The 26,048-nt window shown below is 68.1% G+C and carries 16 protein-coding genes and 1 pseudogene; 8 read left to right on the forward strand and 9 right to left on the reverse strand.

From position 1 onward, the window contains the following. The first annotated feature begins 78 nt into the window (after positions 1-78). Both OG718_RS21075 and OG718_RS21080 read left to right on the forward strand, forming a co-directional pair. Positions 79-1,323 (forward strand): serine hydrolase domain-containing protein, encoded by a 1,245-nt coding sequence (locus tag OG718_RS21075; protein ID WP_143636657.1) that lies wholly within the window; start codon positions 79-81, stop codon positions 1,321-1,323. 648 nt (positions 1,324-1,971) lie between these two features. Continuing rightward, the gene (locus OG718_RS21080) at positions 1,972-2,442 is read left to right on the forward strand and encodes a RidA family protein (protein WP_328844792.1); all 471 of its coding nucleotides are present in this window, start codon (positions 1,972-1,974) and stop codon (positions 2,440-2,442) included. A gap of 16 nt (positions 2,443-2,458) precedes the next feature. Here OG718_RS21080 and OG718_RS21085 read toward each other — a convergent pair whose 3' ends face one another. The 8 genes from OG718_RS21085 to OG718_RS21120 all read right to left on the reverse strand — a co-directional run bounded on the left by OG718_RS21085 (position 2,459) and on the right by OG718_RS21120 (position 15,991). Further along, a complete protein-coding gene (locus tag OG718_RS21085; protein WP_328844793.1) occupies positions 2,459-3,304 on the reverse strand; it encodes a PhzF family phenazine biosynthesis protein in 846 nt (281 codons plus the stop codon). Between the two features lie 90 nt (positions 3,305-3,394). Continuing rightward, positions 3,395-3,991, reverse strand: coding sequence for a proline hydroxylase (locus tag OG718_RS21090; protein WP_328844794.1), 597 nt, complete (start codon positions 3,989-3,991; stop codon positions 3,395-3,397). 312 nt (positions 3,992-4,303) lie between these two features. Next, on the reverse strand, positions 4,304-4,498 hold the full coding sequence (locus OG718_RS21095; RefSeq protein WP_328844795.1) for a hypothetical protein: 195 nt from the start codon (positions 4,496-4,498) through the stop codon (positions 4,304-4,306). 139 nt (positions 4,499-4,637) lie between these two features. Beyond that, positions 4,638-7,550 carry an alpha/beta hydrolase gene (locus OG718_RS21100; RefSeq protein WP_328844797.1) on the reverse strand — a complete coding sequence of 971 codons (2,913 nt, stop codon included), beginning with the start codon at positions 7,548-7,550 and terminating at the stop codon, positions 4,638-4,640. Positions 7,551-8,386: 836 nt separating this feature from the next. Further along, the gene (locus OG718_RS21105) at positions 8,387-8,557 is read right to left on the reverse strand and encodes a hypothetical protein (RefSeq protein ID WP_328844798.1); all 171 of its coding nucleotides are present in this window, start codon (positions 8,555-8,557) and stop codon (positions 8,387-8,389) included. Positions 8,558-8,946: 389 nt separating this feature from the next. Next, positions 8,947-11,379 carry a galactose oxidase-like domain-containing protein gene (locus OG718_RS21110; RefSeq protein WP_328844799.1) on the reverse strand — a complete coding sequence of 811 codons (2,433 nt, stop codon included), beginning with the start codon at positions 11,377-11,379 and terminating at the stop codon, positions 8,947-8,949. 46 nt (positions 11,380-11,425) lie between these two features. Continuing rightward, entirely contained in the window at positions 11,426-12,895 is a 1,470-nt protein-coding gene (locus tag OG718_RS21115; protein ID WP_328844800.1) for a Dyp-type peroxidase, read from the reverse strand. Between the two features lie 186 nt (positions 12,896-13,081). After that, positions 13,082-15,991, reverse strand: a complete 2,910-nt coding sequence (locus tag OG718_RS21120) for a helix-turn-helix transcriptional regulator (RefSeq protein ID WP_328844801.1) — start codon at positions 15,989-15,991, stop codon at positions 13,082-13,084. 524 nt (positions 15,992-16,515) lie between these two features. Between OG718_RS21120 and OG718_RS21125 the strand changes: the two genes are divergently transcribed. Both OG718_RS21125 and OG718_RS21130 read left to right on the forward strand, forming a co-directional pair. Continuing rightward, the gene (locus OG718_RS21125; protein ID WP_328844802.1) at positions 16,516-17,409 is read left to right on the forward strand and encodes a patatin-like phospholipase family protein; all 894 of its coding nucleotides are present in this window, start codon (positions 16,516-16,518) and stop codon (positions 17,407-17,409) included. A gap of 304 nt (positions 17,410-17,713) precedes the next feature. Further along, positions 17,714-18,559, forward strand: a complete 846-nt coding sequence (locus OG718_RS21130; protein WP_328844803.1) for a hypothetical protein — start codon at positions 17,714-17,716, stop codon at positions 18,557-18,559. Between the two features lie 531 nt (positions 18,560-19,090). Here the strand turns inward: OG718_RS21130 and OG718_RS21135 are convergent. Further along, positions 19,091-20,506, reverse strand: a complete 1,416-nt coding sequence (locus OG718_RS21135; protein WP_328844804.1) for a RodZ domain-containing protein — start codon at positions 20,504-20,506, stop codon at positions 19,091-19,093. A 426-nt stretch (positions 20,507-20,932) separates the two neighbouring features. Between OG718_RS21135 and OG718_RS21140 the strand changes: the two genes are divergently transcribed. The 4 genes and pseudogenes from OG718_RS21140 to OG718_RS21155 all read left to right on the forward strand — a co-directional run bounded on the left by OG718_RS21140 (position 20,933) and on the right by OG718_RS21155 (position 26,033). After that, positions 20,933-21,244 (forward strand): CU044_2847 family protein, encoded by a 312-nt coding sequence (locus OG718_RS21140; protein WP_328844805.1) that lies wholly within the window; start codon positions 20,933-20,935, stop codon positions 21,242-21,244. After that, positions 21,241-22,062, forward strand: coding sequence for a trypsin-like peptidase domain-containing protein (locus OG718_RS21145; protein WP_328844806.1), 822 nt, complete (start codon positions 21,241-21,243; stop codon positions 22,060-22,062). The genes OG718_RS21140 and OG718_RS21145 overlap by 4 nt, the downstream gene beginning before the upstream one ends. Next, positions 22,059-22,688 (forward strand): annotated as a pseudogene (locus OG718_RS21150) (hypothetical protein); the annotation flags it as partial. The gene OG718_RS21145 and the pseudogene OG718_RS21150, both read left to right, overlap by 4 nt. 252 nt (positions 22,689-22,940) lie before the next feature. Further along, on the forward strand, positions 22,941-26,033 hold the full coding sequence (locus OG718_RS21155; protein WP_443055346.1) for a BTAD domain-containing putative transcriptional regulator: 3,093 nt from the start codon (positions 22,941-22,943) through the stop codon (positions 26,031-26,033). The last annotated feature ends 15 nt before the right edge of the window (positions 26,034-26,048 follow it).

Raw genomic sequence — 26,048 nt, forward strand, 5'->3', positions numbered from 1 at the left:
ACCGGACGGGGACCTCCGCCCGGGGTCCGGATGGTGACGTTGCCGTCCGAGCCCCTGACCTGGAAGAGGCGCCCCGACATGCGACGTACCCCCTCCCGACGGCTGTTCACCGCAGCGCTCCTCGTGGCGTCGGTGCTGGCGCCGATGACAGCGATTCCCGCCACGACGGTCCACGCCGCGGGCGTCGGCCGGCACGACGGCAACCGCCACTGCGTGGACCCGCACGGCGTCGGCCGGCACGACAAGCACGAGTGTCCGCCGGACGGACTCGGTCGCAAGTTGACCGCCCGGCTGGACAAGGCCATCGCGGACGTCCGCCGGGAGGCCGACATCCCCGGCGTCATCGTCGGACTGTGGATGCCGGGCAAGGGAAGCTACGTACGCGCGACCGGGGTCGCCGACACCGCCACCGGCAGGCCGATGACCACCGACCCGTTCATGCGGATCGGCAGCGAGACCAAGACCTTCACCGTCACCGCGCTGCTCAAGCTCGTCGACGACGGACGGATCCGCCTGGACGACCCGATCTCCAAGTACATCCATGGCGTGCCGGGCGGCAAGCGGATCACACTGCGTCATCTCGCCGAGATGCGCAGCGGCCTGTTCCCGTACAGCGCCGACGCGGACTTCGAGCACGATCTGCTGAGCGACCCGACTCGCTCGTTCACCCCGCGTGAGGTGCTCGCGTACGGCTTCAAGCACAAGAACACCTTCAAGCCGGGGAAGCAGTTCCAGTACTCCAACAGCAACCTCGTCCTCCTCGGCCTGGTGATCGAGAAGGTCAGCGGGCACAACCTCGTCGACTTCATCGACAAGCGGGTGCTCCGCCCGGCCCACCTGCGCCACACGCTGTTCCCCCTGGACGCCGAGTTCCCCGAGCCGCACCCGCGCGGCTACACCAACCAGACGCTCAGCGGCGACGTCGAGGACGCCACGGACTGGAACCCCAGCTGGGGCTGGGCGGCCGGGGCGATGATCTCGAACCTGCACGACCTGCGCCGCTGGGCCAAGATCGTCGCCACCGGGACACTGCTCAGCCCGCAGACCCAGCGGGAACGGCTCAAGACGCTGCCGACCGGCTACCCCGGCACGAACTACGGCCTCGGCATCTTCGAGTCCGACGGCTGGATCGGCCACAACGGCTCCATCCCCGGCTACGAGAGCGTGACCGTCTACCTCCCGTCGAAGAAGGCCACCCTGGTGGTCCTCCTCAACACCGACATCTCCTACGAGGGCAAGGAGCCGTCCTCGGTCCTCGCCCAGAAGATCACCGAAATCGTGACCCCGAAGAACATCTACGACCGGCCGGTCCCGCCGCGCTAGTACTCCACGTCCTGCGCACCGGAGGCCTCGGCCTCCGCAACTACCGGGGCCGCCACGCCCGTACGAGGTCCTCCGGCCCCAGTGCGCAGTGAGCGGCAGACCATCGGACACCTCACAGCGGGAGACCGCGACCAGTGGGGTGTCCGAGGTGGTTCCGGGGACGGCGAGCATGTCGCGTACCAGGGCGTCGTGGTCATGGCGGCCGAAGGGCTGGGTCTCCAGCCACTCGACCGACCCGCCGAATCATCCGCTCACACGTTGAACCGGAATATTGACCGCAGTGCAATCACCTGCGAAAACCGCTGCGCTCATTACCCCATCCAGCGGGGATCCAGCAACGGGACCGAGACAGCTGGCCAGGCGGCCATGCGCGGGCTCTGGAGACCTGTGCCAGGGCCCGTCGCGCGGCGCGGGTTCGTCGAGTCCGAGCAGGGCGACGTCCCCGCGTCGTGTGCCGTTCGGGTAAACCCACGAACCTGTTCGGGCCGTGCTCTGATGTCCCACTCCGAGCACCGGGCCGTCGGTGCCCCAGCACTGTCGTAGCTGCATTCCGCCCGTGCCCCGCGCACTCTTGACATCGCAGCGCATGAGGGGGCGCATTCGACAACTCGTCCCTGCTGGGCGTGGTTCCCGGCATAGCATCGGCTCATGCCGTCGACTGCAGGCCCTCGTATCCGACTGCGCGAACTTGGCCTCGAACTTCCCGATGTCAGCCCGCCCAAAGGTGCGTACATCCCCGCACTTCGCAGCGGGAGCCATGTGTTTGTCGCGGGCCAGGTCCCCATGGAAAACGGCGAACTCGTCACCACCGGCAGAGTGGGTGTCGATGTCACACCGGAGTACGCGAAGGAACTGAGCAGGCTGTGCGCTCTTGCCGCGCTCGCCGCCGTCGACTCGGTCGTGGATCTGGACTGCGTCGTACGGGTGGTGAAGGTGACAGGTTACGTCGCTTCCGCCGCGGGCTTCACAGGCCAGCCGGGGGTGGTCGACGGAGCGAGCGACCTCTTGCTCTCCGTCTTCGGGGACGCCGGACGGCATGCGCGGAGCGCCCTCGGGGCCGCCGAACTGCCGCTCGGCTCGCCTGTCGAAATCGAGATCATCGTCGAGGTGACCGCCTGACGGCGGCAGCACCCGCCTAGAGTTGCACGGCGCTTCCCGAGACCGCGATACCGCTGCCCGGCTCCTCCGGCACCGATACCGTGATGCTGCTGGGCCGTCCCATGTCTCGCCCCTGATGAACCGTCAAGCTGGTCGGTGGGGTTACCAGACCTAGCTCCCGCAGGTATCCGCCGAAGGCGGCGGCCGCCGCTCCTGTTGCGGGGTCCTCGACGACTCCGCCAGGCGGGAAGGGGTTGCGCGCGTGATACACGGTCGGGGACTCCCGGTGGACAAGGTCAACGGTGGCCCAGCCCTCGCGGGCCATCAGGTCGGCGAGGGCCGTGAAGTCGTAGTCCAGATCGGCGAGCCGTTCGCGGCTGGCAGCGGCGATGACCGGGTGCCAGGCGCCGGCATACGCGGCGCGCGGGGGCAGCGTGGAAGCGAGTTCGCCGCCCGACCAGCGGAGAGCGGCGAGCAACTCGGCCAGTACAAGGTCGGGAATCGGCACCGAACTCGGTGCGACGCTCACCAAGGTGGCGACGACCGGACCGTCCTCGCTGGTCCTGGTGGTGACGGTGACCGGGCCGGCTTGGGTAAGCAGCCGCAACGCTCCGACACCGTGGCGTTCGGCGTGGGCAACAGCCGTGGCGATCGTGGCATGTCCGCAGAACGACACCTCCGCGCGCGGGCTGAAGTAGCGGATGGCGAAAGCGCCCGTGCCCTGCTCCTCCAACGGCACCAGAAACGCGGTCTCGGAGTAGCCGATCTCCGCGGCCGTCGCCTGCATGGTCACGTCGTCGACGCCAGTGGCGTCGAGCACCACCCCCGCGGGATTGCCGCCGACCGGGTCGGCTGTGAACGCTGCGTATCGCAATACCTGCATCGGGTGACCGTAGCGAGAGCCGAACAGCTCGTCAAAGCGTCCGTTGCGCCCGGTTTTCCGCAGCCACCCTCCTATTGCGCTCTGTTCGGCTCACCCCCAGGTGAGCAGCTCACCGGTCGCGGTGAGCCCCATCGAAAACCCCAGTGCAATGCGCCGCGCGCCCTGGCCCGCTCGCACTGCGTGGAAGTTGCGCGGGTCGAGCAGCAACGCATCTGCGACGCGGGGCTGGATCTCGACCGACTCGGCGTCTCCCACCACTTCCTCGGCATAGCCATAGGACTGCGGCAGTCGGAACGTCTCGTCACGTGGATGCCAGCGGTGCCGCCAGATGACGGTCTCTCCCCCGGTGTCTGGCACGCTGAGGTAGAGATTGAACGCGAACTGCGCCACCAGTGGGGCGTCCAGCAGATCGCCCTCGAACTCACGCAAGGAGTCGTCGAAGTGGATCCGGAAACCGTAGTTGGGCTCGCGGGCCACTCCGGGCGCCATCTCCCGGCCGCCGCGGCGCCCCACCGAAACCCTCCCCGGCCAGTCCACGGCCAACGACTCACGGCACTTCGCGAAAGGGTCGTACGGGAGTCCGAGGCCCTGCCAGGCATGGCCTCCGGCCTCGACGGCAGACCAGTAGCCGTCAGAGACCCCGCCTTCCTTCGTGCGGTGGTCGCTGACGCCGACACCGAACCGCATCACAGGAGGCTGAACCCGTTGCCTGCCGTATGCATCGAACGGGGCGCGCTCCAGGGCATGCAAGACCTCCGCGCACGCTTCCCCCGGCACGAAATCCGGCACGCGAACGGCCGCGCACCGTCCGGCAGCGAGATCAACGATGCCCTTGCGAGTGAAAGAAGCCGCGGTGACAACGCGGAAGAAGGAGTCATGCGGTACGGCATGTGAAGCAACAGGTAAGTCGACAGGACGCATTGTGGCCCCCGTATCTCCGAGACCTTGACCGCTGGGCCGTTGCACCACCGGGGAGAACCGCCAGGATCGCGCGATCCGTCAGACGGGCCGGACGTGGCCGAAGTCCCGGAACGCCGTCGCCGCGCTGAGCTCCAGCACGTGACGTTCAGCGTCCAGGGCTTCCTGCGCGATTCTCCGCGCGATCTCCAACCGTGACGTTCGGTCGCTCTCCCCAGCCTCCGGCTCGTCCCACTGCCGTAACAGTTCGTCCTCTTGTTCATCCGGGAATGGCATGGTCTGATCCCCCCAAGCGGTCAGGTACAGATCCGCATCGGTGCCTCTGTGTAACCTTCTCCACTCAGAGAGTGGAGGTAGTCGATGCTACGCGCAAGACCTCAACCGGCTCTGTCTTTCGGTGAGTTCGAGCCGGATTTCACAAGTCCTTTAATGTTTTGTTCAGCAGATCGCTGGTCAGTCGAACTTCTGGATGACCCTCGCCCAACACTCTGCGTTGATCGTCAAGTAGCTCCCTGAACAACACCAGAGTCTCTGGTACACGCACCTGCATCAGCAGTGCGATGCCGAGTTGGTAGCGCAGCCGTAGCGCCGGGTGGGAGTCGGCTGACCTCTGGGCACACTCCAGCGCGCTTCGGATCTCCCTCTCCGCCTCCACAGGCCTTTCCTGTTCCCGCAAGCAGCGGGCCAGTGTCTCTCGCACGTGCAGGGTCTCCGGTGTACCGGGCTCTCCCGTGGCCAGTCGGATGCGCAGGATCTCCCGAAGATCCGCCCCCGCCTCCCTGATACGCCCCTGCAACATGACTGCTCGTGCCAGGCTGTGCCAGACGACGAGAGTGTCCGAGTGTTCCGGCCCCCGCTCGGGATTCTGCCGCTCGTCCTCCACCACTGCGCTCAGTACTTGCTCCGCCTCGGCCCACCTGTTCTGTTCCAGGATGGCCCGGGCTAGTTTGTGACGGCTGGCGAGCGTGTCGGAGTGCTTCTCACCGAGGGCTGCCGTACGTCCGGCGACGACCTCCCGCAGTTCCTCCTCCGCCTCCCGGTGCTCGCCGTACTCCAGCGAGATGCGGCCCTTCTCGTGGCGCAGAGCAAGGATCTCCCGGTCATCACAGTGATATCCCAGCGACTCGCAGTTGGCGACAATCGGCAGCAGCAGCTCACGGGCCTCCCTGAGCAGGCTCGCCACCAAGAGATACCGGGTGGTGAGCCGGGCGAGTTCCAGAGCATGTGCGATCAAGTCCTGGTCCCCCGTGGGCACAGTCCCGTTTCCTCCTGTGCGGAGGTGAAGAAGGGCACGCGTCACTTCGATGGAGTGCGGTGCGACAGTGACCCAGGTCTGCCAACTGCCCGGCTGGTCCGGGTCCCGGTCCCGCACCGCGTCCAGCAGCATCCGGACGTTGAGCCCGTAGTACGCGGCACGTCGGTGCCTGACATCCTCGTCGTCGCGAAAGATGCCCCGTACGACCGGATGGAGCGACAGCACCTGCAACAGGTTCTCGTCGCTTTTCTCGCTCAGCGGGGCCACCTCAACGAGACCGAGGGTATTCAACCCTGAGAGCGCTCGACGGCGCTGTTCGGGCGTCGACCCGGCAAAGAGCGGGGATCGCGCCAGGGCGTCGCCGCCGACCATGATGCGGAAGGGGATCGGAGTGTTGCTCAGGCACGCGAACGCCTTCAGCAGGGGTACGGCCTGGGGAAGTCCACGCTGTGCCAGAAGCCGGAGGGACATGCGATAGACGTGCCCGACCTTCTCCAGCCCGAGCGACTCACCGGTCTGTTCGCTCCGGATACCCGCCGGAAAGTCGAAGCGGCGCCGCAAGGCCTCACCGTAGCTCGCGAAATCCCTGGCCTCCGAACCGTCGAGCGACACTCCCGATTCGGCCACCTCTCTGATGTAGTCGGCAGCAGCCACCAGCGCAAGGGGGATACCACCCAGTTGGCGTGCCAACAACCGTGCCTGCTCCATCGTTCCGCACAGTCGTCCGGCACGTTCCATGAGCATCGACGCGCTGTCCTGTTCGTCCAGTAGCGGTACATCGTGGACACGACTCCAGCGGCCCCAGGCCTGTTCCCTTCGATCCCGGCTGGTGACGACCACCAGCCCGTCCAGGGCGGTGGGCGCTCGCAACCAGCCGGTACCTTCCGAGACCGCTCCGCCGCCCGGCCCAAGTTGCGGAGGCTCATCGACGTCGTCGAAGACCAGCAGCCAGGGTTCCTCCAGCTTGTTGAGATAGCTCCAAATCAGATCGGTCTGGCTGCCGTTGCCCCGCCAGGTGGCGTCGGTGATGCTGACCGGTATGCCGAGGAGTCGAGCGACCTCCAGCATGCTCTGGCTCAGCCGGTCGGCCCTGACCCACCACACGCGTCGTCCCTGTTCTCTCGCGAGATACGCGATTTCCAGGGCCATCCGGCTCTTTCCGCGGCCTCCGGGTGCCGCCAGCACATGGACTCGCTCAGCGTGCGCGGCTGACAGAATCGAGCCGACGATGCCCTTCCGGTTCTGGCCGTGGAGCGTACCCTCCTTGAATGGCAGGGTGACGGAGTAGGGGCCCTGCTCATCGCTGGCCAATTCAACGAGTTTCGGTGACTCCTGGGGTAAAAGAGGCTCCTGGGGAGGCTCAGCGACTCCTTCAATCGCGGCTCTCAGTACCTGATATGACTGTGCCTTCCTGTTGGCGGGCTGGACAATGGTGAAATGGTCTCCGTCAACGACGCCACCATCGGTGAATCCCGTTTTTGCGTCGACGGCCAGTACGACGTTGTCGGTCGCCCCTCCGTACGCGGATATGGGAATTTTACATTCCGTCTCACTGACGGTTCGAGCATGCACCACAGACCTGATGACTCGAGACCGCGCTTCCTGAACGTGTCGATTGCCGATCGGGCGCAGCTCTCGTTCCTGGGGATGGTTCCAGAACCAGAGAAGCTTCCTGAAGAAGAGAAAGAACCCCGAGCCGCTGTTGGGGCACCCATACATAACGATGTGCTTGATCTGCGCCAGCTCACGCCCTAGAGCGTTGGCGAGCTTCCGGGCGAGGAACCGCTGCACCACCAGGCCACCCTGGCTGTGCGTTGCCAGTACGATCGGCGCACCGTCGGCGCAGCGCGTACTAAGCCATGTCCCCAACTGGTCCGCGATGTCATCGATTTCGGCGATTCGACGGTCCGGCCGCAGACGGATCTTGGGCGAGTTGTACTCGAAACAGTGCACAGTGACCCGCCCCTTCACCGCCGGATCCGCGGTGACACGCTTCTTGAAGATGTCCCAGGTGCCGGCACCCCCGAAAAGTCCGTGCACAAAGACCAGATGAACAGGTCCAGGTATCCCCATTGGGTACCTCCGCAGCCATCAAGGCCAGTTGTTGGTGAGCGGGGAAGTGCGCCGCACCAATCATGCATGAGCGGCCACCCAAGGGCCAAGGCTGTGCCCTGCGTCATCGCAGCCACGTTTGAGTGCGCCCTCTTGCGCCCTCTCATGCGCTCCTGCGCCCCACTGTGACCGGAGGCCCGCTAACCGAAATCACTGAGACCCATTCGCCAACCTGAGAGGCAACTTTCTTTCACATCGGTTGCGGCCCAAGAAGTGGTGTACGGGTTCGATCCGGTCCGGAGGTTTGCTCCGGCATCTGGATGGCGCCCGCACAGACGAACGGCCGCTGATCTTCGAGACAAGCAGCGAGGCAGTACCGCCCAGTCGTCCTGCGCAAGTTGGACCCACTTGCGGGCTGCGGTGGCGGCGGCCCCGGCCCATCCTGGCCTTCCAACTACGCCGACCGAACCAGCAAAGATCCAGCAACCGGAAACCCGGCCCGGATTCAACTACCAGACAGCAACGTCCTCACCTGCGCAAAAACTCTTTCGCAACTCGCGAACCCGGCCCTTGAACGTTCCGGCGCAACGCACGGACCCGGACAGAAAATAGCCCCTGCCCTGCAGAGACGCAGACCAAGGGGCGATTCGAGGCGACGCCAGACGTTGAAGCGGAATATCGATGACTCTGCCACTACCTGCGAAATCCGCCTTTTTCGGGACACGATCCAGCTAGGATCCGGCGATGGGACAGGGACGACTGACTACGTGGCCCACGCCCGCGGGCTGAACTGCCTGCGCCACGGCTCCGCCGGCCTTGGTACTGATGAGGTCGCGTATCCAACTGTCACCAGAGGTTCACCTGCGATCTGGTAATTGCCCGTCCCACACCGAGACAGCGCCATGCCCGTCACGAATGGCGTCGGAACCGACCGACAGCATCCCCACCATCCGACCCGGCACCGCCTGTGAATCGCGCAGCATCGTCTTCTGCACCAGGTCCTCGGCCTCGTGGAACAAGCCCAGCATCCAGTAGCAGTAGGCCACCAACTCGCCGGCGCTGGGCTCGGGCCAACTTCGGCAGAGCTAGGCAGAGCATTGAGCACGTTGGCCGTGGGCGAACCGAGCACCTCTGGTGCCGGGACACAGGGAAGACCTCGGCCGGCCAAGAGCCCTGAGCATTGCCCGGATCGGTCAGAACCCCGTATTCCGGAGTGGTTGTCGTGGTCGGCGAGCCCGACCCGAGTCCGGCCATGCTGCCGTGCCGCGGCGAGCACCACTTACCGGTACTGCTCCGTCGGCGAGACGGACAACACGTCCTTGAATCGGCGGAACGGCCCCGGGCTGCCGTCGAGAGGGGTCATGGAAACTGACCCGGTCCGAACAGCTTGGCCACGACATGCACGCTGCTGCCGCCGTCAGCTCAGACGCACCCACTCGGCGATGGAGGGCACACCCTCCTCGTTGACGAGGAAGAGCATGTACCAACCCGGCGGCGCGATGTCACGGTTCTCCGTCACTCGCACGTCAAGCGTCCCACCACCCTGTCGCGCCATCACCAGATCGACAAGCCGTTGGTTGCTGTCGAAGGAGTGCGTCGTGACCCCGTTCCGCACCAGCGAGGCCCATCGGATGGCATCCGCGTCCGGAGTCACGACCGTCACCGTCTCGCCGTACTGCCACTTTTCGGGAACCGAGCCGATGGTCGGGCGCCCTCCTCGGAAGAGGTAAGGCGGGCTGAAGATCTCCAGCCGCATCTCCTCGTTCTCGTCCGGCGGCTCGAAGGTGACCGATTGGCCACCCTCTGGGTTACCGCCCGCCGCGACAACCCGACCGTCCGGCAGCAGCACAGCCGTGGAGTGGTACAGGCGTGGCACGGTGGCAGCCGCCATCAGGCTCCAGCTGTCCGAGGCAGGGTCGTAGATTTCCGCCTCGTGCCGGGCCAGGGGCCCGTCCTCCTGCTTCAGCGAACCTCCGCCGACGAAAACCGTGCGGTCGGGCAGCAGCACGGCGTTCAGGTGCAGCCGCGGCAGGCCCAGCGGCGCGGCCGCCGAGTAGCGGGGCTCGCCGGCGGTGAGATCGACGACGCTGACCGCGTCCGTCGCGTCCGTCCGGTCGGGCTTGCCGACCGGACCACCGCCGATGACCATCACCCGCTGATCCTGGGCCGGGGGAAGGATCACGCTGGCGGACTGGTTGCGCATGTCGGGCATGAGCAGGTCCGGAACCGCGACCACCTGAACGGGGTCGTGAGCGAGGTCGAGGATGCCGGGCTCGACGTCGAGCGGGTCGTCCATCCGCCCGCCGGAGAAAAAGACCCGGCCGTCGGCCATCAGAAACAGGTGGGCGTACAGCGGCAGTCCGGGGAAGCCGGGCTCCAGGTCCGTCTCTCGCCAGTCGTCCGTCTCAGGCGAGTAGGTCTCCAGCGTCTGGTTGTGACCCACGCCGGACTCGTCGAGTCCGGTCGTGGCCAGCACCGTCCCGTCGCCGAGCGCGATCAGCGTCGGGTACCAACGCCCGTGCGCCATCGAAGCAGCGAACGACCACTTCCCGCTGCCCGGGTCGAAGACCGCGACGTCCTTGCGGCCCTTGAACGGGTTGTAGGCGAGAGTGCCCCCGGCGGACAGCATCCGGCCGTCCGGGAGGAAGACGTCGCCGCCGCAGAACATGTCGAAGGGTCGGCCGTCTGCCGTACGCAGGGTCCCCGGGTGAGTGAAGGCGTTGCCCGGCGGGTCCCAGACGACGCTGGTGAAGACTCCCTCGTCCTCGTCGCCGAAGAGCGGGCTGTCGAACCGCACCACGCTGCTGCCCGACCCGGCGAAGAACAGCACGTCGCCCTTTGGCAGCAGCGCGGCGTGCACCGCCAGGACGCCCGAGTGGAACGGCAACAGCTCCCAGCGCCCCTCTCGCGTGGGATCCGGTTCCAGCTCCAGCACCTGATACAGGCCCTGGTTCTGCTGCGGTGGGGCGTCGGCCATCGACGCGATCAGCGTCAGCCGCCCGTCGACTTCCGCGACGGCGATCCCGCCGCCCTGGTTCTGCCAGGAGAACCAGTTCGGCACGCCGCGCCACGCTCCCCACCCATCGCCGGGCAGTCCGTCCGCGCCGAGGTCCCGGGCGATCCGGTAGAAGGCCTGGTTCTGGTCGAGGGCGTCGTCGACATGGAAGACGATCAGGTCGCGGCCGCCGTCCCGGTCGAGGTCGGCGACCGCGACGCCGCAGGCAGCGTTCTCCCACGAGAACCAGTCGGGGACGTCCTGCCACGGCGTCCAGCCGCCGGTCACGGCACCGTCCGCCCCGAGTCCATGGCCGATCCGATACAGCCCCCGGTTCTGCTGCAGCCCGTTGTCAATCATGAAAACGAGCAGGTCGCGGACGCCCTGCGGGTCAGGCGGCGTCACGGCAACGGACACCCCCTGGTTCTCCCAGGAGAACCAGTCAGGGATGTCGGTCCAGGGCGTCCAGCCGCCGGTCACGGTCCCGTCGGCGGACAAGCCACGGCCGATCCGGAACAGCCCGCGGTTCTGCCCCGCTGCGCCATCCACCATGGCGACGACCAGGTCCTGGCGGCCGTCGGCGTCGAGGTCGGCGAGGGTGACTCCGGCACCCTGGTTCTCGTGGGAGAACCAGCCGGGGACATCGGCCCACGGCGTCCAGGGGCCCATGACGGTCCCGTCGGCGGACAGACCCCGGCCTATTCGGAACAGCCCACGGTTCTGCCCCGGCGGGTTGTCGACCATGAACACGAGCAGGTCCTTGCGGCCATCGCCGTCGAGATCGGCCACCGCGACCCCGGCACCCTGGTTCTCGTGGGAGAACCAGCCGGGCACGGGTCGGAACACGTTCGGCATCGCACATCCCTTTCAGATCGGCATTCGGCCGGCATGGGTCCGCCAGTCAGATTCCTGTATCTGTGCCTGTAGCTGTGCCTGGACTGAGGCTGCGCAGGAAGGGAAGAGACGGCATGAAGAAGTACTCGCCGCCCTTCATGGTCACGGCCTGCGGGACGGCCGGTATGCCCAGTTCCTTGCTCGTCCCGCCCCAGACCGACGGCCATGCCGCCGTCGGGCGGGCGCCCTGGCCGATGACGGGGTCGAGACCGGGCTGCGAGTCACCCGCGGGGGCCCTCGGGAAGCCGGCGTTGTTCGCCCAGGTCCGCTGCGTGAACTCGAACTGGTTGCCCAGCTCGGAGTTGAAGGCCATGAACAGCAGGCCGACGCCGCCAGTGGGCCGGTATTGCGGCAGCGTGTCGTCGTTCGGGTCGTCCTTCCTTTCCCCGTACGTCTGGCCGCGCCGCGCCATCAGATGCCTGCGCTCGTCCTCCGCCTCTTCGAAACCGCCGGAACCTCGCGGGTTGGTCTTGCGGATGTGGCCCTGGAACGGGCATTTCATGCCGTGCTCGTCGTTCGCGTAGTCGAAGTTGTTCATCACCGGGCTGTGCGGCCCGGCCGCGCTCTGTGTGGTCAGCGGTGTGCCGTCCTCGAAGCGGCCGACGATCATCGCGCCCGCGCGCTCGCGGTCCTCGCCAACCAGTTTCAGCTGGTCGGCCAAGGCCTCCTCCGCCTGCTTGAACATCTGCACGTTCTGCTCCAGCTTGCGCAACACGAAGTAGCTGCCGAAGTCCAGTTCCGGATCGGGTGCCGCCGGGTCGGGGACCAGAACGCGGTCCAGTGGGGTGGCGGGATTCCACACCGAGGTCCCGTCAGTACCGCGCCGCTCGTCGTCGACGTCTTGACTCCAGAACAGCGGCTGGCTGCGCCCGTCGACGTATCCGAAGTGTTCGATCCCGTCTCCGTTCGCGTTGCGCAAGCCGAGGCCGGTCTCCTGGCCGATGAGATGGACCGAGGCGGGCCGCACGGCCTGGACCTGGGCAAGCCTGGCTGCAACCGTCACGGCAGAGGCGTCGCCGACGAGCACAACCGCGTGTATCTCCTCCCGGTACGGCTCCTCCCGCAGTGATAGAACCGGGTCCGAGAGTTTCTGCCGGGTCTGCTCGTCCCGCATGCCCAGCCGGAACGAAGGGTCGGTGGGCGCCTGGGCCGACAGCCCCAGCTTGTCGTAGCCCGCCTTCGCCAATCCCACACCGACGTACGGCGTCCCTGGCGCGCCCCCAGCCTTGAACGCCGCCACCTCGCGGAGGTGCTCCCGCGCCGACTTCATCAGGGATGCGACCGCGGTCAGGAAGGCCCGGGCGTCCACGGCGCCCTCCGGGCTGTCAGTGAAACCCAACAGCAGTACCGACAGGTAGTCCCGGACGTGAGGCTTCACGATGTTCGGCTGCAGGCGGTCGAGCATGGCGTCGGCGTCAGTACCGACGTCGGCCGGAACATCTGCCCACGTCAGCAAAGCATTGCGATCGATCGACACGGCAATCCTCCCTTTCGCCAAGCCGGATTCCCCCGGCCTGCCGCCCAGGCAACCGGGGACGGCCGACGGGCGCATCGGGGAAAACCCTCGGACCCGGCGTAGCGGTCCAGGCTGTGTCCACCCGGTCATGGGCGCCGACTGCGGCGCCCAGTGCTGGAGGGGCCGGAAACGATCCAGCTTGCCCGGCTAGCCGGGCGGGGCAGGGACCAGGCCGTGGGACATCAGGATGCGGGTGAGTTCGGTGCGGGAGCGGACGCCCAGTTTGCGATAGACGCGGGTCAGGTGGGCCTCGACCGTCTTGTGCGAGATGAACAGCGCGGCCGCCGTCTCGACGTTGTTCATCCCGTCGGCGATGGTCCGCGCGACCTGTAATTCCTGCGGCGTGAGCCGGTCGAACGCGGGGGCCGAAGTACCGGGCGCCGGACGCTCACCCGCGGCGGCCAGTTCCACCGCGGCTCTGGCCGTCCACGGGCGGGCACCCAGCGACTGGAACGTTGCGTGAGCCGCCAGCAAGGGCAACCGGGCCGCCGCCGGGCGGCGACAGCGGCGCAACACCTCGCCGAGGCACAACCGGGTGCGGGCGGCCTCGAACGGCATCTCCCTACGCCGGTGCGCGACTTCGGCCACCGCGTAGCAAGCCTCGGCCTCGTCACCGTCGCCGGCGAGCAGCACTCGGCCACGCGCGGCGGCTGCGGCCGGCCAGGCCAGACCGGTGGACCGGGCTTGCTCCTCCAACCACGCCAGGACGGTCTCGGCCCGGTCGCGGTCGCCGGTGCGCAGGTGGGCCTCGACGAGGTCGGCGGCGAACGGCACGATGACGGGATTGCCGAGGCCGCCGTCGGCGGCCAGCGCGCGGGCGTGTTCGAGATACGCGACGGCGACGCTGTGTTCGCCGTGGCCCAGCGCGACCAGACCGAGGGTGCCGGATCCGTAGACCTCCAGTGAACCGATGCCCAGCGGTCCGACCTCACGCCGGGTCCGTTCGATGCGTTCCTCACACAGCGCCCGTTCGCCCCGGGCCGCGTCGAGGCGGGCCAGGCTCAGCAGGCTGTAGCCGATCGCGCCCATCTGGCGCAACTCCTCCGCCCAGTGCAGCGCCTCGGTCGCGTCGGCGTAGGCGGCGGACCACAGCCCGGCCCAGCGGTCCAGTTCGCTGCGTGCGCCGAGTGCGTAAGCGAGAGTGGCCGGGGCCCCGGACCGGCGCGCTGCGTTGATCGCGGAGGTGAGCACCCGGCGGGCGGTGTCGTCGTCCTCCAGCCATCCGCACACCCTGCCGATCAGTGCGAGTGTTTGCTGCGTGTCCACGGCGTCCACCGGTTCCAGAGCCGTACGTGCCGCCCCCAGCCACCGACGGGCGGCTGTCACCTGCCCGGTGAGAGCCAGAGCGAACGAAGCGCAGGCGGAGATCTCTGCGGGCAACACGGCGCCTTCGCCCGGACCCGCCAACGCTGCCGGTACGTCCTCCGAGCCATGCCCGTCCGCCACCGCCGGCCCCGCAGGTGCCGCGGGCGCGGCGGGGTGTCGGCCGTCAGCGGAGGAGGCAGGGGCTCGCATCGGCGGTGGCGCTGCCGCCAGCCTGGCCGCCTCATCCGCATCCCTCAGAGCCAGGCTGCCCTTCCCCGCCATGGCCGCGGACAAGGCCGCCTCGGCAAGGAGTGTGCCTGCCCGGGCCGGATCGATGGCGCGGACGGCATCGGCAGCGTCGAGCAGTTGATCGTGGGCACGCGCAACCTGTCCGATCCAGATCAGCACACGACCGCGGACCAACGCTATGTCCGCGCGCAGCAGCGGATCGGCGGTCTCCGCAGCGGCGGCGTCGCACCACGCCGCGGCATCGTGCGGCAGTCCACCCAGGTGCGCGTCCACGGCGGCCCGCAGCAACCGCTCCGCCCGCAGCCGGCGGTCCGAGGTCAGCTCCGCCGCCCGCCGCAACGCCCGCGCCGCAACGCCGAATCCGCTGCGCTCCCGCGCCCGGCCGGCTGCCGCGTCCAGTGCCGCGGCGACCTCCTCGTCCGGCCCGGAGGCCGCCACAGCCCGGTACCAGACCCGCACCTCGCCGGTGGACGCCCCGGCCAGTGCCCGGTAGACATCGAGTCGGGCCGACGGAGTGAGGCGTTCCAGCACCACCAGACGCAGCAACGGGTGGCGCAGGTCCAGGTCCTGGCCCGTCGCCGTCACCAGGCCCGCGGCGTGCGCCGGGTCGACATCCACCGGAAACAGGCCGACCGAGGCGAAGGCCCGGGCCAGTACGTCGGGGGCTGCGGAGTGACCTGCCGCGATCAGGGCCAGAGCCCGTCGGGTGCGCTCCGGCAGCTTGTCCAGCCGGGCCGTCCACGCGCGGTGGAGCTGCTGTCCCACGGGAAGAAGCTCCGGCATAGGCCGCATCCCTGATAATTGACCCGAGTTCAGGCCCGCCACCGTCTCCAGCAGCGCGAGCGGGTTGCCCCCGGTGGCACGCACCAGGCCGGCCAGCACCTGGGGCGACGGAGCGACTCCCCGGCCGGCCAACAGCTCGGCACACACGTCGGCGGGGAGGCCGGCCAAGTCGACGCCCGGCAGCCCCGAGGCGGATGGCTCAGGGGCGTCGGACCGAACGGCCAGCACCATGACCACCCGTTCGCTGGACAGCCGCCGCGCCACGAAGAGCAGCACCTGCCGCGACGAGGGGTCCACCCACTGCAAGTCGTCCACGAGCACGACCAGAGGGGTAGCATCCGCGGCCGCCGCGAGTACGTTCAGCGTTCCCGCGCAGACGGCGAGGGACTTCGGTGGCGGGCCGGCCGCCAAGGCCAGGCACACGTCCAGCGCGGACCGCTGGGCCTCCGGCAGGTCCGCCAGCCCCGCGCGGAAGGGGGTCATCAGATCGGCGAGCGCCGCAAAGGGCAGCACCGACTCCGACTCGACGCCGCACAGCCGCACCACGCGTGCACCGCGGGCCGAGGCGCCGACGCTTGCGTAGTTCAGCAGCGCGGTCTTGCCCATTCCCGGCTCACCCCGCAGCACGAGCGCGGCACCGCACTCGGCGACCGCGGTGAGCACTCCGTCCACCAGCAGACGCTCCCGCTCCCGCCCCACCATCACCTGCTGATCCGCCACCTGAGCCGCCGCCCCGTCCCCACGCCCCCGTGCGCTCGCGCTCCCTGGACTCACTGAAGCACAGACGGCAGTTCGCCACAATTGTCTGCAACAAACCCCTATCAGACCAACGTTCGCGGAACGGCAGACAACGAGCCCAGCCGCCGTCCTCGTCCGCTCCCGCGTGAATCCCGCCGCTGTACGTCGGGTCGCACACCTACTGGTACGCAACCTGGCTTACGCAAGCCAACCGCGCCGTCTTCGCGAGCGCTCTACGCTGACTGTCCCTCGGTTTCGCCATAGAGGGCGGATTATGTCTGTGCCGTCGTAGTGGACGTTGTTCACTTCCCGGAGCATGCTTCAGGAAGCGTGATGGAGCGGGACGTATCAACGGACTCGCCCATCGGCTACGGGGGCGATCATCATGGACGGCAATGCTGTAACCGGCGCTTCGGCCAGGACGAACGTGGACGTGGTTCTGGAGGGGGGCGGCGTCAAAGGCATCGCCCTCGTCGGTGCGCTGAGGGGCACATACCGTGCAGCGTGTGGCTGGTACGTCGGCGGGAGCCATCGTCGCGGCACTGCTGGCGGCCGGGTACACCGTCCCGGAGTTGGAGCAGGAGATGCGGAGCCTGGACTTCGCCTCGTTCCAGGACGGTCCGGCGCGTCATTTCGGGAAGGTCGGGGCGGCATTGGCCGTCCTGCTGCACAACGGTGTCTTCAAGGGCGATGCTCTGCATGCCTGGATCGAAGAGCGACTGGCGGACAAGAACGTCATCACCTTCCAGCAACTGCGCCGCCAGGAGGAAGGAGACGATACGGGCACGCCGCCCTACAAGCTGGCCGTCGTCGTGAGCGACATAAGCCGGGGGCGTGAGCTGCACCTGCCCGAGGACTACCAGGCGCTGTGCGGGGTGGATCCCGACACGGCGAAGGTCGCCGACGCAGTACGTGCCTCCGCCTCGATCCCCTTCTACTTCCGGCCGGTGAGGTTCCGTACCGGCCCGTCACAGGAGTCGCAACGACTGATGCTCGTCGACGGCGGCCTGCTGTCCAACTTCCCCGTCGACCTGTTCGACCGGCGGGACTCGACACCGCCCCGCTGGCCGACCATCGGCATCAAACTCTCGATGCGGCGGACTCCCAGTCAGGGATGGCAACCGGCCCGAAATCCCGTGGAGTTGGCGAGGCGGCTGGTCTCCACCATGACCAGCGCCCACGACAGGATCCACGTGGATCGGAGCCACGTGCAGGACCGCACCATCTTCGTCGACACCAACAGGGTCCGGTCGACCGACTTCCGCATTACCCAGGAGCAGGTCGAGACGCTGTACACCAACGGCCGCAGCGCCGCACAGCAGTTCCTGGCGACATGGGACTTCCAGCAGTGGCTGAACCGCTATCACCCGTCGCAGGGCGGGGCGGGCACTCCGTCCTGACCCCGCGAACGGAACGGGGGACACCATGAACGCACACGGCCGCCAAGACTGGTTGCGCAGAACCCGCGCCCGCCGAGTAACAACACAGCCTGGCGCACAGGACGCCTCAACGGCGCCCGCTGCCGCAGGACCTCCTCACCTCAGGTCCAATACGTGGCTGCATCGTGCGCAAACACGTTTATGTGTACTGCGATACGAACTCAAGGCCACGTGCGGGCAACCGGATCACCTGTGTCACAACGGGGTCCGGCAAGGGGAGCTGCAGGCAGGAGTGAAGTGTCTCCTCGACGCGGCCGAGCATCACATGCAGCAGGCCGCCGAGAGCCAGAAAATGACGTGGAGGCTCGGCAGTTGGTGGAACGGCCAGGCATACGAAGGCACCCTTGCATGCCTGCACGCCGCCGAGGTCGCGATCCTCGCGCTGGCCCAACCCGTCCGGGCGTGGACCCGCATCGACGCCGTGCTCGCCCTGGCAGGCCCGCTCTGCCAGAAGGATCCCCGCCTCGCCCTCGTCGAGCAGCTGAAACAGAAGAACAAGCCGCAGGACAATCGTGTGCCTTGGGCTGTCGCGGCCCTCCTGGAGGCGGCCTACGCGGTCCAGGAGGAACGAGCCGTACGTAGCCGCAACTTCCGTAATCGACTCATCCGAGCAGGCAGCGTGCTGACGCTACTGCTTGTGGTGACCGTCGTGGTGGCCTGGCGCAATGCGGGAGCGATCCCCGTCTGCACGAGCGGCTGCCCCGGCCGGGCAGACTCCGGCCTCCGTGAAGTCGGGTTGGTCATGCTTCTGGGCATGCTCGGTGCGGCCACCCACGTGGTAGGGCGGCTGCAGAAGATGGGCGGCAGTTGGAACCCTTACAACCTTCCCTTCTACCAAGAACTCATCAAGCTCCCCATCGGGGCACTCACTGCCGTGATCGGGCTGCTTCTGGTGGACACCGAATGGCTGCCGATGATCGAGGCTCCTGAATCCTGGCGCGACGTCATGGCCTGTGCCGTGGTCTTCGGACTGGCCCAGATCGCCCTCACCCGCACCATCGACCAGCGCGCGGAGAAGATACTCGCGTCGGAGCCGGATCCAGAAGAGGCCAAGCAGTTGGAGAAGGTCCCCGACAACAGGGTCCAAAGGGCGCCGGAGTTCGGGACATAGGTTCGAGTCGCCCGGCATGGAGGCTGGGCAATCGGGTCGTGCTTCCAGAGCACGATGAACAAGTGCGGCCTGGACGAGTACGAGCCCTCTTCCTCTCGGCCACGGCCGCCCACGAAGCCATCGCAACGGGACGGCGAAAACGGGTCTGTCCTCGCGCCACACCGACCGAACCAGCAAGAATCCAGCGACCGGAAACCCCGCCCGGATTCAACTAGCGGACGGCAACACCCTGACCTGCACAAACACCTTGCTGCATCTCGTGAACCCAGACCTTGAACGTTCCGCCACAACGTACGAATCCAAGCAACAAATCGCCCCCTGACCTGCACAAACACAGACCAGAGGGCGATTCGAGGCGAAGCTAAACGTTGAAGCGGAATATTGGCGCCGGTTCAATGACCTGGGGATATCGCTGTTCTCGGGACGCGATCCAGCAGGGATCCAGCGACGGGACCGGAACGTCCGGCAAGGGAGCCACGCGTGCCTGCGATACACCGGTCGCGTCGTCCGGACGAACGACGCGGCTGGTCGCTAGTCGTTCCTGGTGTAGGTCAGGCGCTCGACCTGGCCGGGCGGGGAATCGTTTCGGACCTTCTTTCCGTTGACGATGAGGGCGACCGCGGCCGCATCGCCGAGTACGAGGTCGATGCGTTCCTTGTTCGTGAAGGTCTTGGTCTCGCCCTTGTTGAGCACTCCGTCGAACAGGAGTTGGCCATCGGCGTCCTTGGCCGAGACCCAGCTCCGCCCGCCCTCGCCGCTGATCAGCACCGTGACCTCGTCCTTGGGCACGTCGGTGACCCCGCTGTTCGCGGGGGTGGGTTCCGGCGAGGGTGAAGGTCCTTGCCGGGATCCTGACGGGGAGGCAGAAGGAGCGTCGGTGTGGTCGCCCTGGTGTGTGAGGTAGACGGCACCGCCGACGAGCGCGCCCGTCGCGGCCGTGGCCACGAGCACCATGATCAGGATGTGCCTACGCGAACGCTTCCCTCCGGTGGGCCGACGGGGGCCGGCGGTGCGGATCTCATCCCCGGCAGGCCGGATGTCCTGGCTGCCGGAGCCGAGGGTGAGTGCGTCGCCGTGCGTCCCGCCATCACTCGGGCCGGCCCCAGCGATGAGGACGGCTTCAGGACTGTCCGTACCGCTTTCCTCCCCGGCCTGAGGCCGGGAACCCACGGGCAGGGTCGGTGCCTCCTTCCCTGGGGGGACCAGAGTGGGCGTGTACGCGGCCGGGCCAGGCACGAAAAGCTCCAGGAGCCTCCCAGGTGTGGGCCGGTGGGCCGGGTCCTTGGACAGACAGTCGGCGGCCAGGGAGCGCAAGTCCTCCGGCACGGCGGACAGGTCCGCGGGCTCGTGCACGGAGCGGTACATCAGCCCCATGGGCGTGCCCGTGCCGAACGCGCTGCCGCCCGCCGCCGCAACCAGTACCGCGCCGAGTGCGAACACATCGGCGGCGCCGCTGACTTCAAGGCCCTGCGCCTGCTCGGGGGCCAGGAAGCCGGGCGTGCCGAAGGCCGCTCCGATGGCGGTGAGCCGGGTGGACTCCAGCGCCCGTGCGATGCCGAAGTCGAGGACCCGGGGACCGTCCTCGGCCATGACGATGTTTCCGGGCTTCAGGTCGCGGTGCACGAGGCCGCAACCGTGGATGGCCTGCAGCGCCTCCGCCAGGGCGGCGCCCAACAGCCTCAGACGGTGTTCGCCCATCGGCCCTTGGTCCGCGAGCAGCCCGGACAGAGTGGGACCCGGGATGTACGCCGTAGCCAGCCACGGGGTCTCCGCGTCCGGGTCGGCGCCCACGACCGGGGCTGTGTGGAAACCGCCGACTCTGCGGGCGGCATCCACCTCGGCACGGAACCGTTCACGAAATTGCCGGTCAGCGGCCAACTCTGGGCGTACCACCTTGACGGCCACAGCACGGCCACCACGCGATCGGGCCAGGTAGACCGTGCCCATGCCACCCGCACCCAACCGCCGTCCCACGGTGTATACGCCGAACGCTCCGGCAGGTCTGTCCCGGACCCCATGTGCTGCACGCCTCCCCCGCTGCGACAGGTCCACCAGTATGACCGCGACGGCCGACGCCACGCCGCTGTTCGGTCACCGGCGGGCGGCACCCGCGCCCAGGAAGGCCGTTCGTAGAAGCGGTGAGCTGTGTCCTCTTGCCCGCCGTGACCCGGAGTACTGTCGCCGGGCCGAGCAGACCAGTGGTTGATCGCTGATGGACCACTGGCTTTCGCCTGCGTCAGATCCACGACCTCCCGGGCCCCGCCGACCGGATCTTGCAGGTGCCGAACGGGTCGCGAGCTCGGCGTGTCGCTCGCTACGCTTCCGACGGGACTGAGAACCAGTGCCACCCACGCCTCACCAACAGGGAGACACATGGCCGAAGTTCGGGTCGAGACCGTGCCTCTGGACGCAATGGGCAGTCGCCAGATCTCCAGTCGTACGCGGTCCAGTTCCTCCCTTGGCGACCGTGCCGCCGAGCTGGAGGAAGCCATCGTCCAGGCCTCGGCCATCGCTCAGCAGTCCCTCTCCCAGGTACCGCGCCGGGACGGCTGGCAGGTATCGAGCATGGAGGTCACCTTCGGGCTCACCTTGGCGGCAGAGGCAGGAGTCATCCTGTCCAAGGCGTCAGCAGAGGCGTCGTTCGAGGTCACTCTCACCGTGGAGCGGGCTCCGGAGACACCGTGACCAGCGCAAGCTACTGGGTCGAGCTCTTCCAGTCCGAACAGCGCCTCGGAGGTGGTTTCCTGCTGACGCGCCGATATGTGGTGACGGCACTGCATTGTCTACGGGGCCTCACGTCACTGGACGAGCACGTGGACATCATCCTGGCGGACGGCAGCCGACTCGCAGGCCAGGTGTGCCGCCGCGAAAAGGACGCCGACCTGGCCCTGATCATGATCTCCACCGAGTGCGAAGTGCTGCTGCCGATACCCCAGGCCGGCGTCGCTCACGGCGGGGACGACTGGCACAGCCCATACCGTCCCGCAGCGTCCGAAGTGCATCTCAGAGGCCAGGTGGACAGCGGTACGGCGGAATACCTCTGCGAGGGGGGCGCGGTCATCCAGGCGCTGCAACTGACAGCGCACCAACACCTGGGCGACTACTCGGGATACTCCGGCGGGCCGGTGGTCAAGGGCGTTCCGGAGGAGCATGAACCCGTGATCGTGGGAATCCTTCTGGAACAGGCCCCGGACCGGGCCGCCGCCGATCGCGCTGCCAACGTTCTCTTCGCCGCCACCATCGGTGAGGCAATGCGCCGCTTCGACCAGTTCGATGTGGGGCATCTGATGGATGTGCTCCACCCGGCGACCTCGGTGCCCCAGCAGACCGCGACCACTGAGAAGTTGGCCGTGGATTCAGCCGCCGCAGCAGCAGAGTCGTGGTTCGGTCTCATCGACGAGTGGGCGAAGCGCCGGGTTCTCGATCCGTCACAGGTTGCCGAACTCAAGTTCATGGCCGCGAAAGCAGTCATGGAGCGTCAACTGCGTGGTGACGGGGCATGACCGATCTCTGGCAGCAAGCCGTCGTCAGCGCCGAACGTGCCCTCCGCGGGGACGATGCGGCCCGTCTGAGTGCGTCAGAGGCCGCGGTGGCACTGCGCGGCGACCCTGATCCGCTCCGGCGGCCAGCTCTCGGCAGGGATCTCGCCTACTTGACGTCGCTGCTCGAAGCACTCCGTCTGAACGAGGAATCACGCGCGCTCCTGGAGAATGTGGTCTCACGCCTCCACTGGGACCCGAAGTCCCTCTCGCTGCCTGGCGACGTCAGGAACGAGTTGGCAGTCATCCTGGCGGACCGCGGCTTCGTCACTGCTGCCGTCACTGTCTTGTCGCCGGCCGTCACCTTGAGGGCGAAGGACGAGGACCAGGATGGAACCGCCACCCGGAACCTGGCCAACCTGGCAGCTGTCAAGCTCCGTCTGGGCGATCTCGCCGGAGCCACGAGCGCGGCCGAACAGGTCCTGGACAGCAGTACCCGGGACGACTCCCTCCAAGAGCAACTGGAAGTCCAGCTGCTGGCGAAGTCGGTGCTGGCGGAGACCGCCCGCCGACAGGGCAGTCATGCCGAAGCGGACGAACTGGTGCACGGCGTCGCCCGCACGGCCCGGCAGCTGGTAGGGCATCTCGGCAGCGATCATCCACAGTCCCTCTCGGCGCTGATCGCCCTGGCCCGCGCCGAGTTCAGGTCGGCGATGGCAGCAGACGACCGCGAACGATGGGAGCGGGCAGCCGACGTACTCGCCGTCGCCGCGCAGAAGGCGTCCGCGATGCTCGGGCCACGCCATCCGCTGTCCCTCTCCGCTCTGGAGAACCTCGCGACCACGGAGTGGGAGGCGGCTCAGGCCCTGGGCGACGAGCGGCGCCTTGCCGGAGCCCGGGCCATGGTCGTCGCGGCGGCGCAACGTCCCCGAAGCGAACGACGAGCGGCTGCGGTGCGGACGCCTCTGCCGCCGACGCCATCTCCTTCGGTCCGATCCCGGACAACCGCGGTATCGGCCGCTCAGCCGATTCCGAGAGTGCCGGAGAACCGGTCACCTCTGCCACCTGCGTCGCAGTGGCGGGTGGCAGAAGAATCCGGGGACCTGCGCTTCAGTGTGCTCGGGCCGATGCGCGCCTGGCGCGGCGCTGACTCGCTGCCCACCGGCTCGCCACAGCAAAGGGCCCTGCTGGCCGCACTGCTGCTCCGCGAGGGCCGTACGGCCACGGCGAGCGAGCTGATCGACGCGCTGTGGGGCGACGAGCCGCCCTCCCAGGCGCTGGCGGCTGTGCGGACGTACGGGTCCCGGCTGCGCAAAATCCTGTCCTCCGAGGTATTGGTCAGTGAGTCGGGCGGTTACGCGATCCGGCTCTCCGCAGAGCGCGACTCCCTGGACCTGGCGATGGCCCAGGAGTTGGCCGCGGACGCGGAGAGGGCGAAGGAAGCCGGGGATCTGCTCCACGCGCGTGATCTACTCAACACGGCACTGAGCCTGTGGGACGGGGAGGTCTTGGCAGGCGTTCCGGGTCCGTACGCGGAGGCGCAGCGACAGCGGCTGAACGAGTGGCGCCTCCAACTCGTCGAGTCCCGCCTGGACATGGACCTGGAACAGGGCTCCCACGCGGAGGCGGTGTCGGAGCTGACGGCGCTCACGGCAGCCCACCCCGTGCGGGAACGCCTCCGCGAACTGCTCATGCTCGCCCTGTACCGCAGCGGACGCCAGGCCGAGGCGCTCGCCGTGTACGCGGACACGCGGCGCCTGCTGGCGGACGAGCTGGGCGTGGACCCGCGCCCCGGCCTGAAGGAACTCCAGCAGCGGATTCTGCAGGCGGACCCGGGCCTGGCGGAACCGTCGGCACCGGTGGCGGAGCCGACGGCCGCGCCCGTGCGCCCGACCCAACTCCCGGCCACGGTCCCCGACTTCACGGGTCGGACACGCCTCGTGGCCGAGCTGAGCGAGGTGCTGCCCTCCGCCGCCGAGGGGCGGGTGATGGCGGTGTCGGCGCTGGCCGGGATCGGGGGCGTGGGGAAGACGACGCTGGCGGTCCATGTCGCACATCAGGTGCGAGGGGTGTTCCCGGACGGGCAGTTGTACGTGGACCTGCAGGGCTCCGGGACGCGGCCGGCCGAGCCGGAGACGGTGCTGGGCTCGTTCTTGAGAGCCCTCGGAACCGTCGATTCGGCGATCCCGGACTCTCTGGAGGAGCGGGCAGCGCTGTACCGTGCCGCGCTGGACGGCCGCCGGGTGCTGGTACTGCTGGACAACGCCCGTGACGCGGCCCAGGTACGGCCTCTGCTGCCCGGGACTGAGGGGTGCGCGGCCCTGGTGACCTCCCGGGCGCGGATGGTGGACCTGGCGGGGGCGCATCTGGTCGACCTGGACGTGATGTCGCCCGAGGAGGCCCGCCAACTGTTCACGAAGATCGTGGGCGAGGAGCGGGTGGCCTCTGAGAGGCGGTCAGCGCTGGATGTGGTGGCGGCGTGCGGTTTCCTGCCGCTGGCGATCAGAATCGCCGCGTCGAGGCTGGCGGCCCGTCGTACGTGGACGGTCTCGGTCCTGGCGGCGAAGCTCGCGGACGAGCGCCGTCGTCTGGACGAACTCCAGGCCGGGGACCTTGCCGTGAAGGCCACCTTCGAGCTGGGCTACGGACGGATGGAGCCGGCACAGGCACGGGCTTTCCGGCTGCTGGGCCTGGCCGACGGCCCGGACATCTCTCTGGCCGCCGCTGCGGCCGTACTGGACCTCCCAGGTGACGACACCGAGGACCTGCTGGAGGCATTGGTCGACACGTCCCTGCTGGAATCGGCGGCGCCCGGCCGCTACCGCTTCCACGACCTCGTACGCCTCTACGCGCGCGCCTGCGCCGAACGGGACGAACAGCCGCCGAGCGAGCGTGAGGCAGCGATGTCCCGGCTGCTCGACTTCTACCTGGCCACAGCGGCCGGGGTGTACGCAATCGAGCGGCCCGGAGACCGGCTGGTGGACGATCTGGAGGAGACGGACCACGCGGGGCTGCGGTTCGCTGAGGGGACCGCGGCCCTGGACTGGCTGTACTCGGAGGCAGCTCCACTGCTGGCCTGCGTACGGCAGGCCGCGGGGACGGACCGGCTGCGGCGGGCGGTGGATCTGCTGTGGGCGGCCAAGGACCTCACCGAGTCGGGGGCCATCTCCCACCAGTACGAGACGACGGCCAGGGCCATGTGCGACGCCACCCGGGCCGCCTTAGACATCCGTGCGGAGGGCAGAGCTCGTACGATCCTCACCGCTGTCCTCCTGGACTCCGGCCAAATTCAGCAGGCGGAGGAGCAAGCGCAGCACGCCATGGACCTCGCGGGCTCCGCGCAGGATGCCACCGCCATCAGCTGGGTGGCCAACATCCGGGGCCTCATCTGCCTGCACCAGGGCCGGTACACGGAGGGCAAGACCTTCTTCGACCAGGCCATCGAAGGGTTCCGTGCACTCGGTAACCGCCCCTTCGAAGCGACCAGCCTGTGCAACCTCTCAGAGGCCCATCTGGGCATGGGCGACATCGCCAAGGCCGTCGAGATCGCAGAGCGCGGCCATGCGACACATGCCGAATTCGGTCGGACGGTGCGCGTCGCCAATGGCCACTACGCCGTGGGCATCGCATTGAACAGGGCCGGCCGTCACGCCGAGGCTCTCGGCCAGTTCTCCGAGGCCCTGGGCATTTTCGTCGAACACCGGCAACGGCTCTGGGAGGGAACGACGCGCTTCCGCATCGCCGAAGTCCACCTGGCCGCGCGACGCCCCACCGAGGCGGCGCAGCACGCCGAACAGGCCCTCGCCCTGCGATGCATCGGGGGCGACCGGATGCGGGGCCAAGTTCTGACACTCCTGGGGCGGGCCTTGTCCGCACTGGGACAGGACGACCGGGCCAGAGCCTGCTGGCGTGAGGCTCTCTTCATCCTTGAGCAGACAGGAAGCACGGAAGCAGCTGAACTACGCGCCCTCATCGCACCGGCACAGAGCGCCTGACAACCCCGCTGATCC

Origin of the sequence: Streptomyces sp. NBC_00258 (assembly GCF_036182465.1) — a bacterium.
Lineage (GTDB): Bacteria > Actinomycetota > Actinomycetes > Streptomycetales > Streptomycetaceae > Streptomyces.

Bases quoted from the DNA above. Each gene is read 5' to 3' on its own strand.
- OG718_RS21090 (WP_328844794.1), bottom strand. From the start codon at position 3,991: ATGCGGTTCGGTGTCGGCGTCAGCGACCACCGCACGAAGGAAGGCGGG.
- OG718_RS21105 (WP_328844798.1), bottom strand. From the start codon at position 8,557: ATGCTGGGCTTGTTCCACGAGGCCGAGGACCTGGTGCAGAAGACGATG.
- OG718_RS21135 (WP_328844804.1), bottom strand. From the start codon at position 20,506: ATGGGCACGGTCTACCTGGCCCGATCGCGTGGTGGCCGTGCTGTGGCC.
- OG718_RS21100 (WP_328844797.1), bottom strand. From the start codon at position 7,550: ATGGGGATACCTGGACCTGTTCATCTGGTCTTTGTGCACGGACTTTTC.
- OG718_RS21085 (WP_328844793.1), bottom strand. From the start codon at position 3,304: ATGCAGGTATTGCGATACGCAGCGTTCACAGCCGACCCGGTCGGCGGC.
- OG718_RS21110 (WP_328844799.1), bottom strand. From the start codon at position 11,379: ATGCCGAACGTGTTCCGACCCGTGCCCGGCTGGTTCTCCCACGAGAAC.
- OG718_RS21155 (WP_443055346.1), top strand. From the start codon at position 22,941: ATGGTCGTCGCGGCGGCGCAACGTCCCCGAAGCGAACGACGAGCGGCT.
- OG718_RS21080 (WP_328844792.1), top strand. From the start codon at position 1,972: ATGCCGTCGACTGCAGGCCCTCGTATCCGACTGCGCGAACTTGGCCTC.
- OG718_RS21140 (WP_328844805.1), top strand. From the start codon at position 20,933: ATGGCCGAAGTTCGGGTCGAGACCGTGCCTCTGGACGCAATGGGCAGT.
- OG718_RS21130 (WP_328844803.1), top strand. From the start codon at position 17,714: ATGCAGCAGGCCGCCGAGAGCCAGAAAATGACGTGGAGGCTCGGCAGT.
- OG718_RS21075 (WP_143636657.1), top strand. From the start codon at position 79: ATGCGACGTACCCCCTCCCGACGGCTGTTCACCGCAGCGCTCCTCGTG.
- OG718_RS21095 (WP_328844795.1), bottom strand. From the start codon at position 4,498: ATGCCATTCCCGGATGAACAAGAGGACGAACTGTTACGGCAGTGGGAC.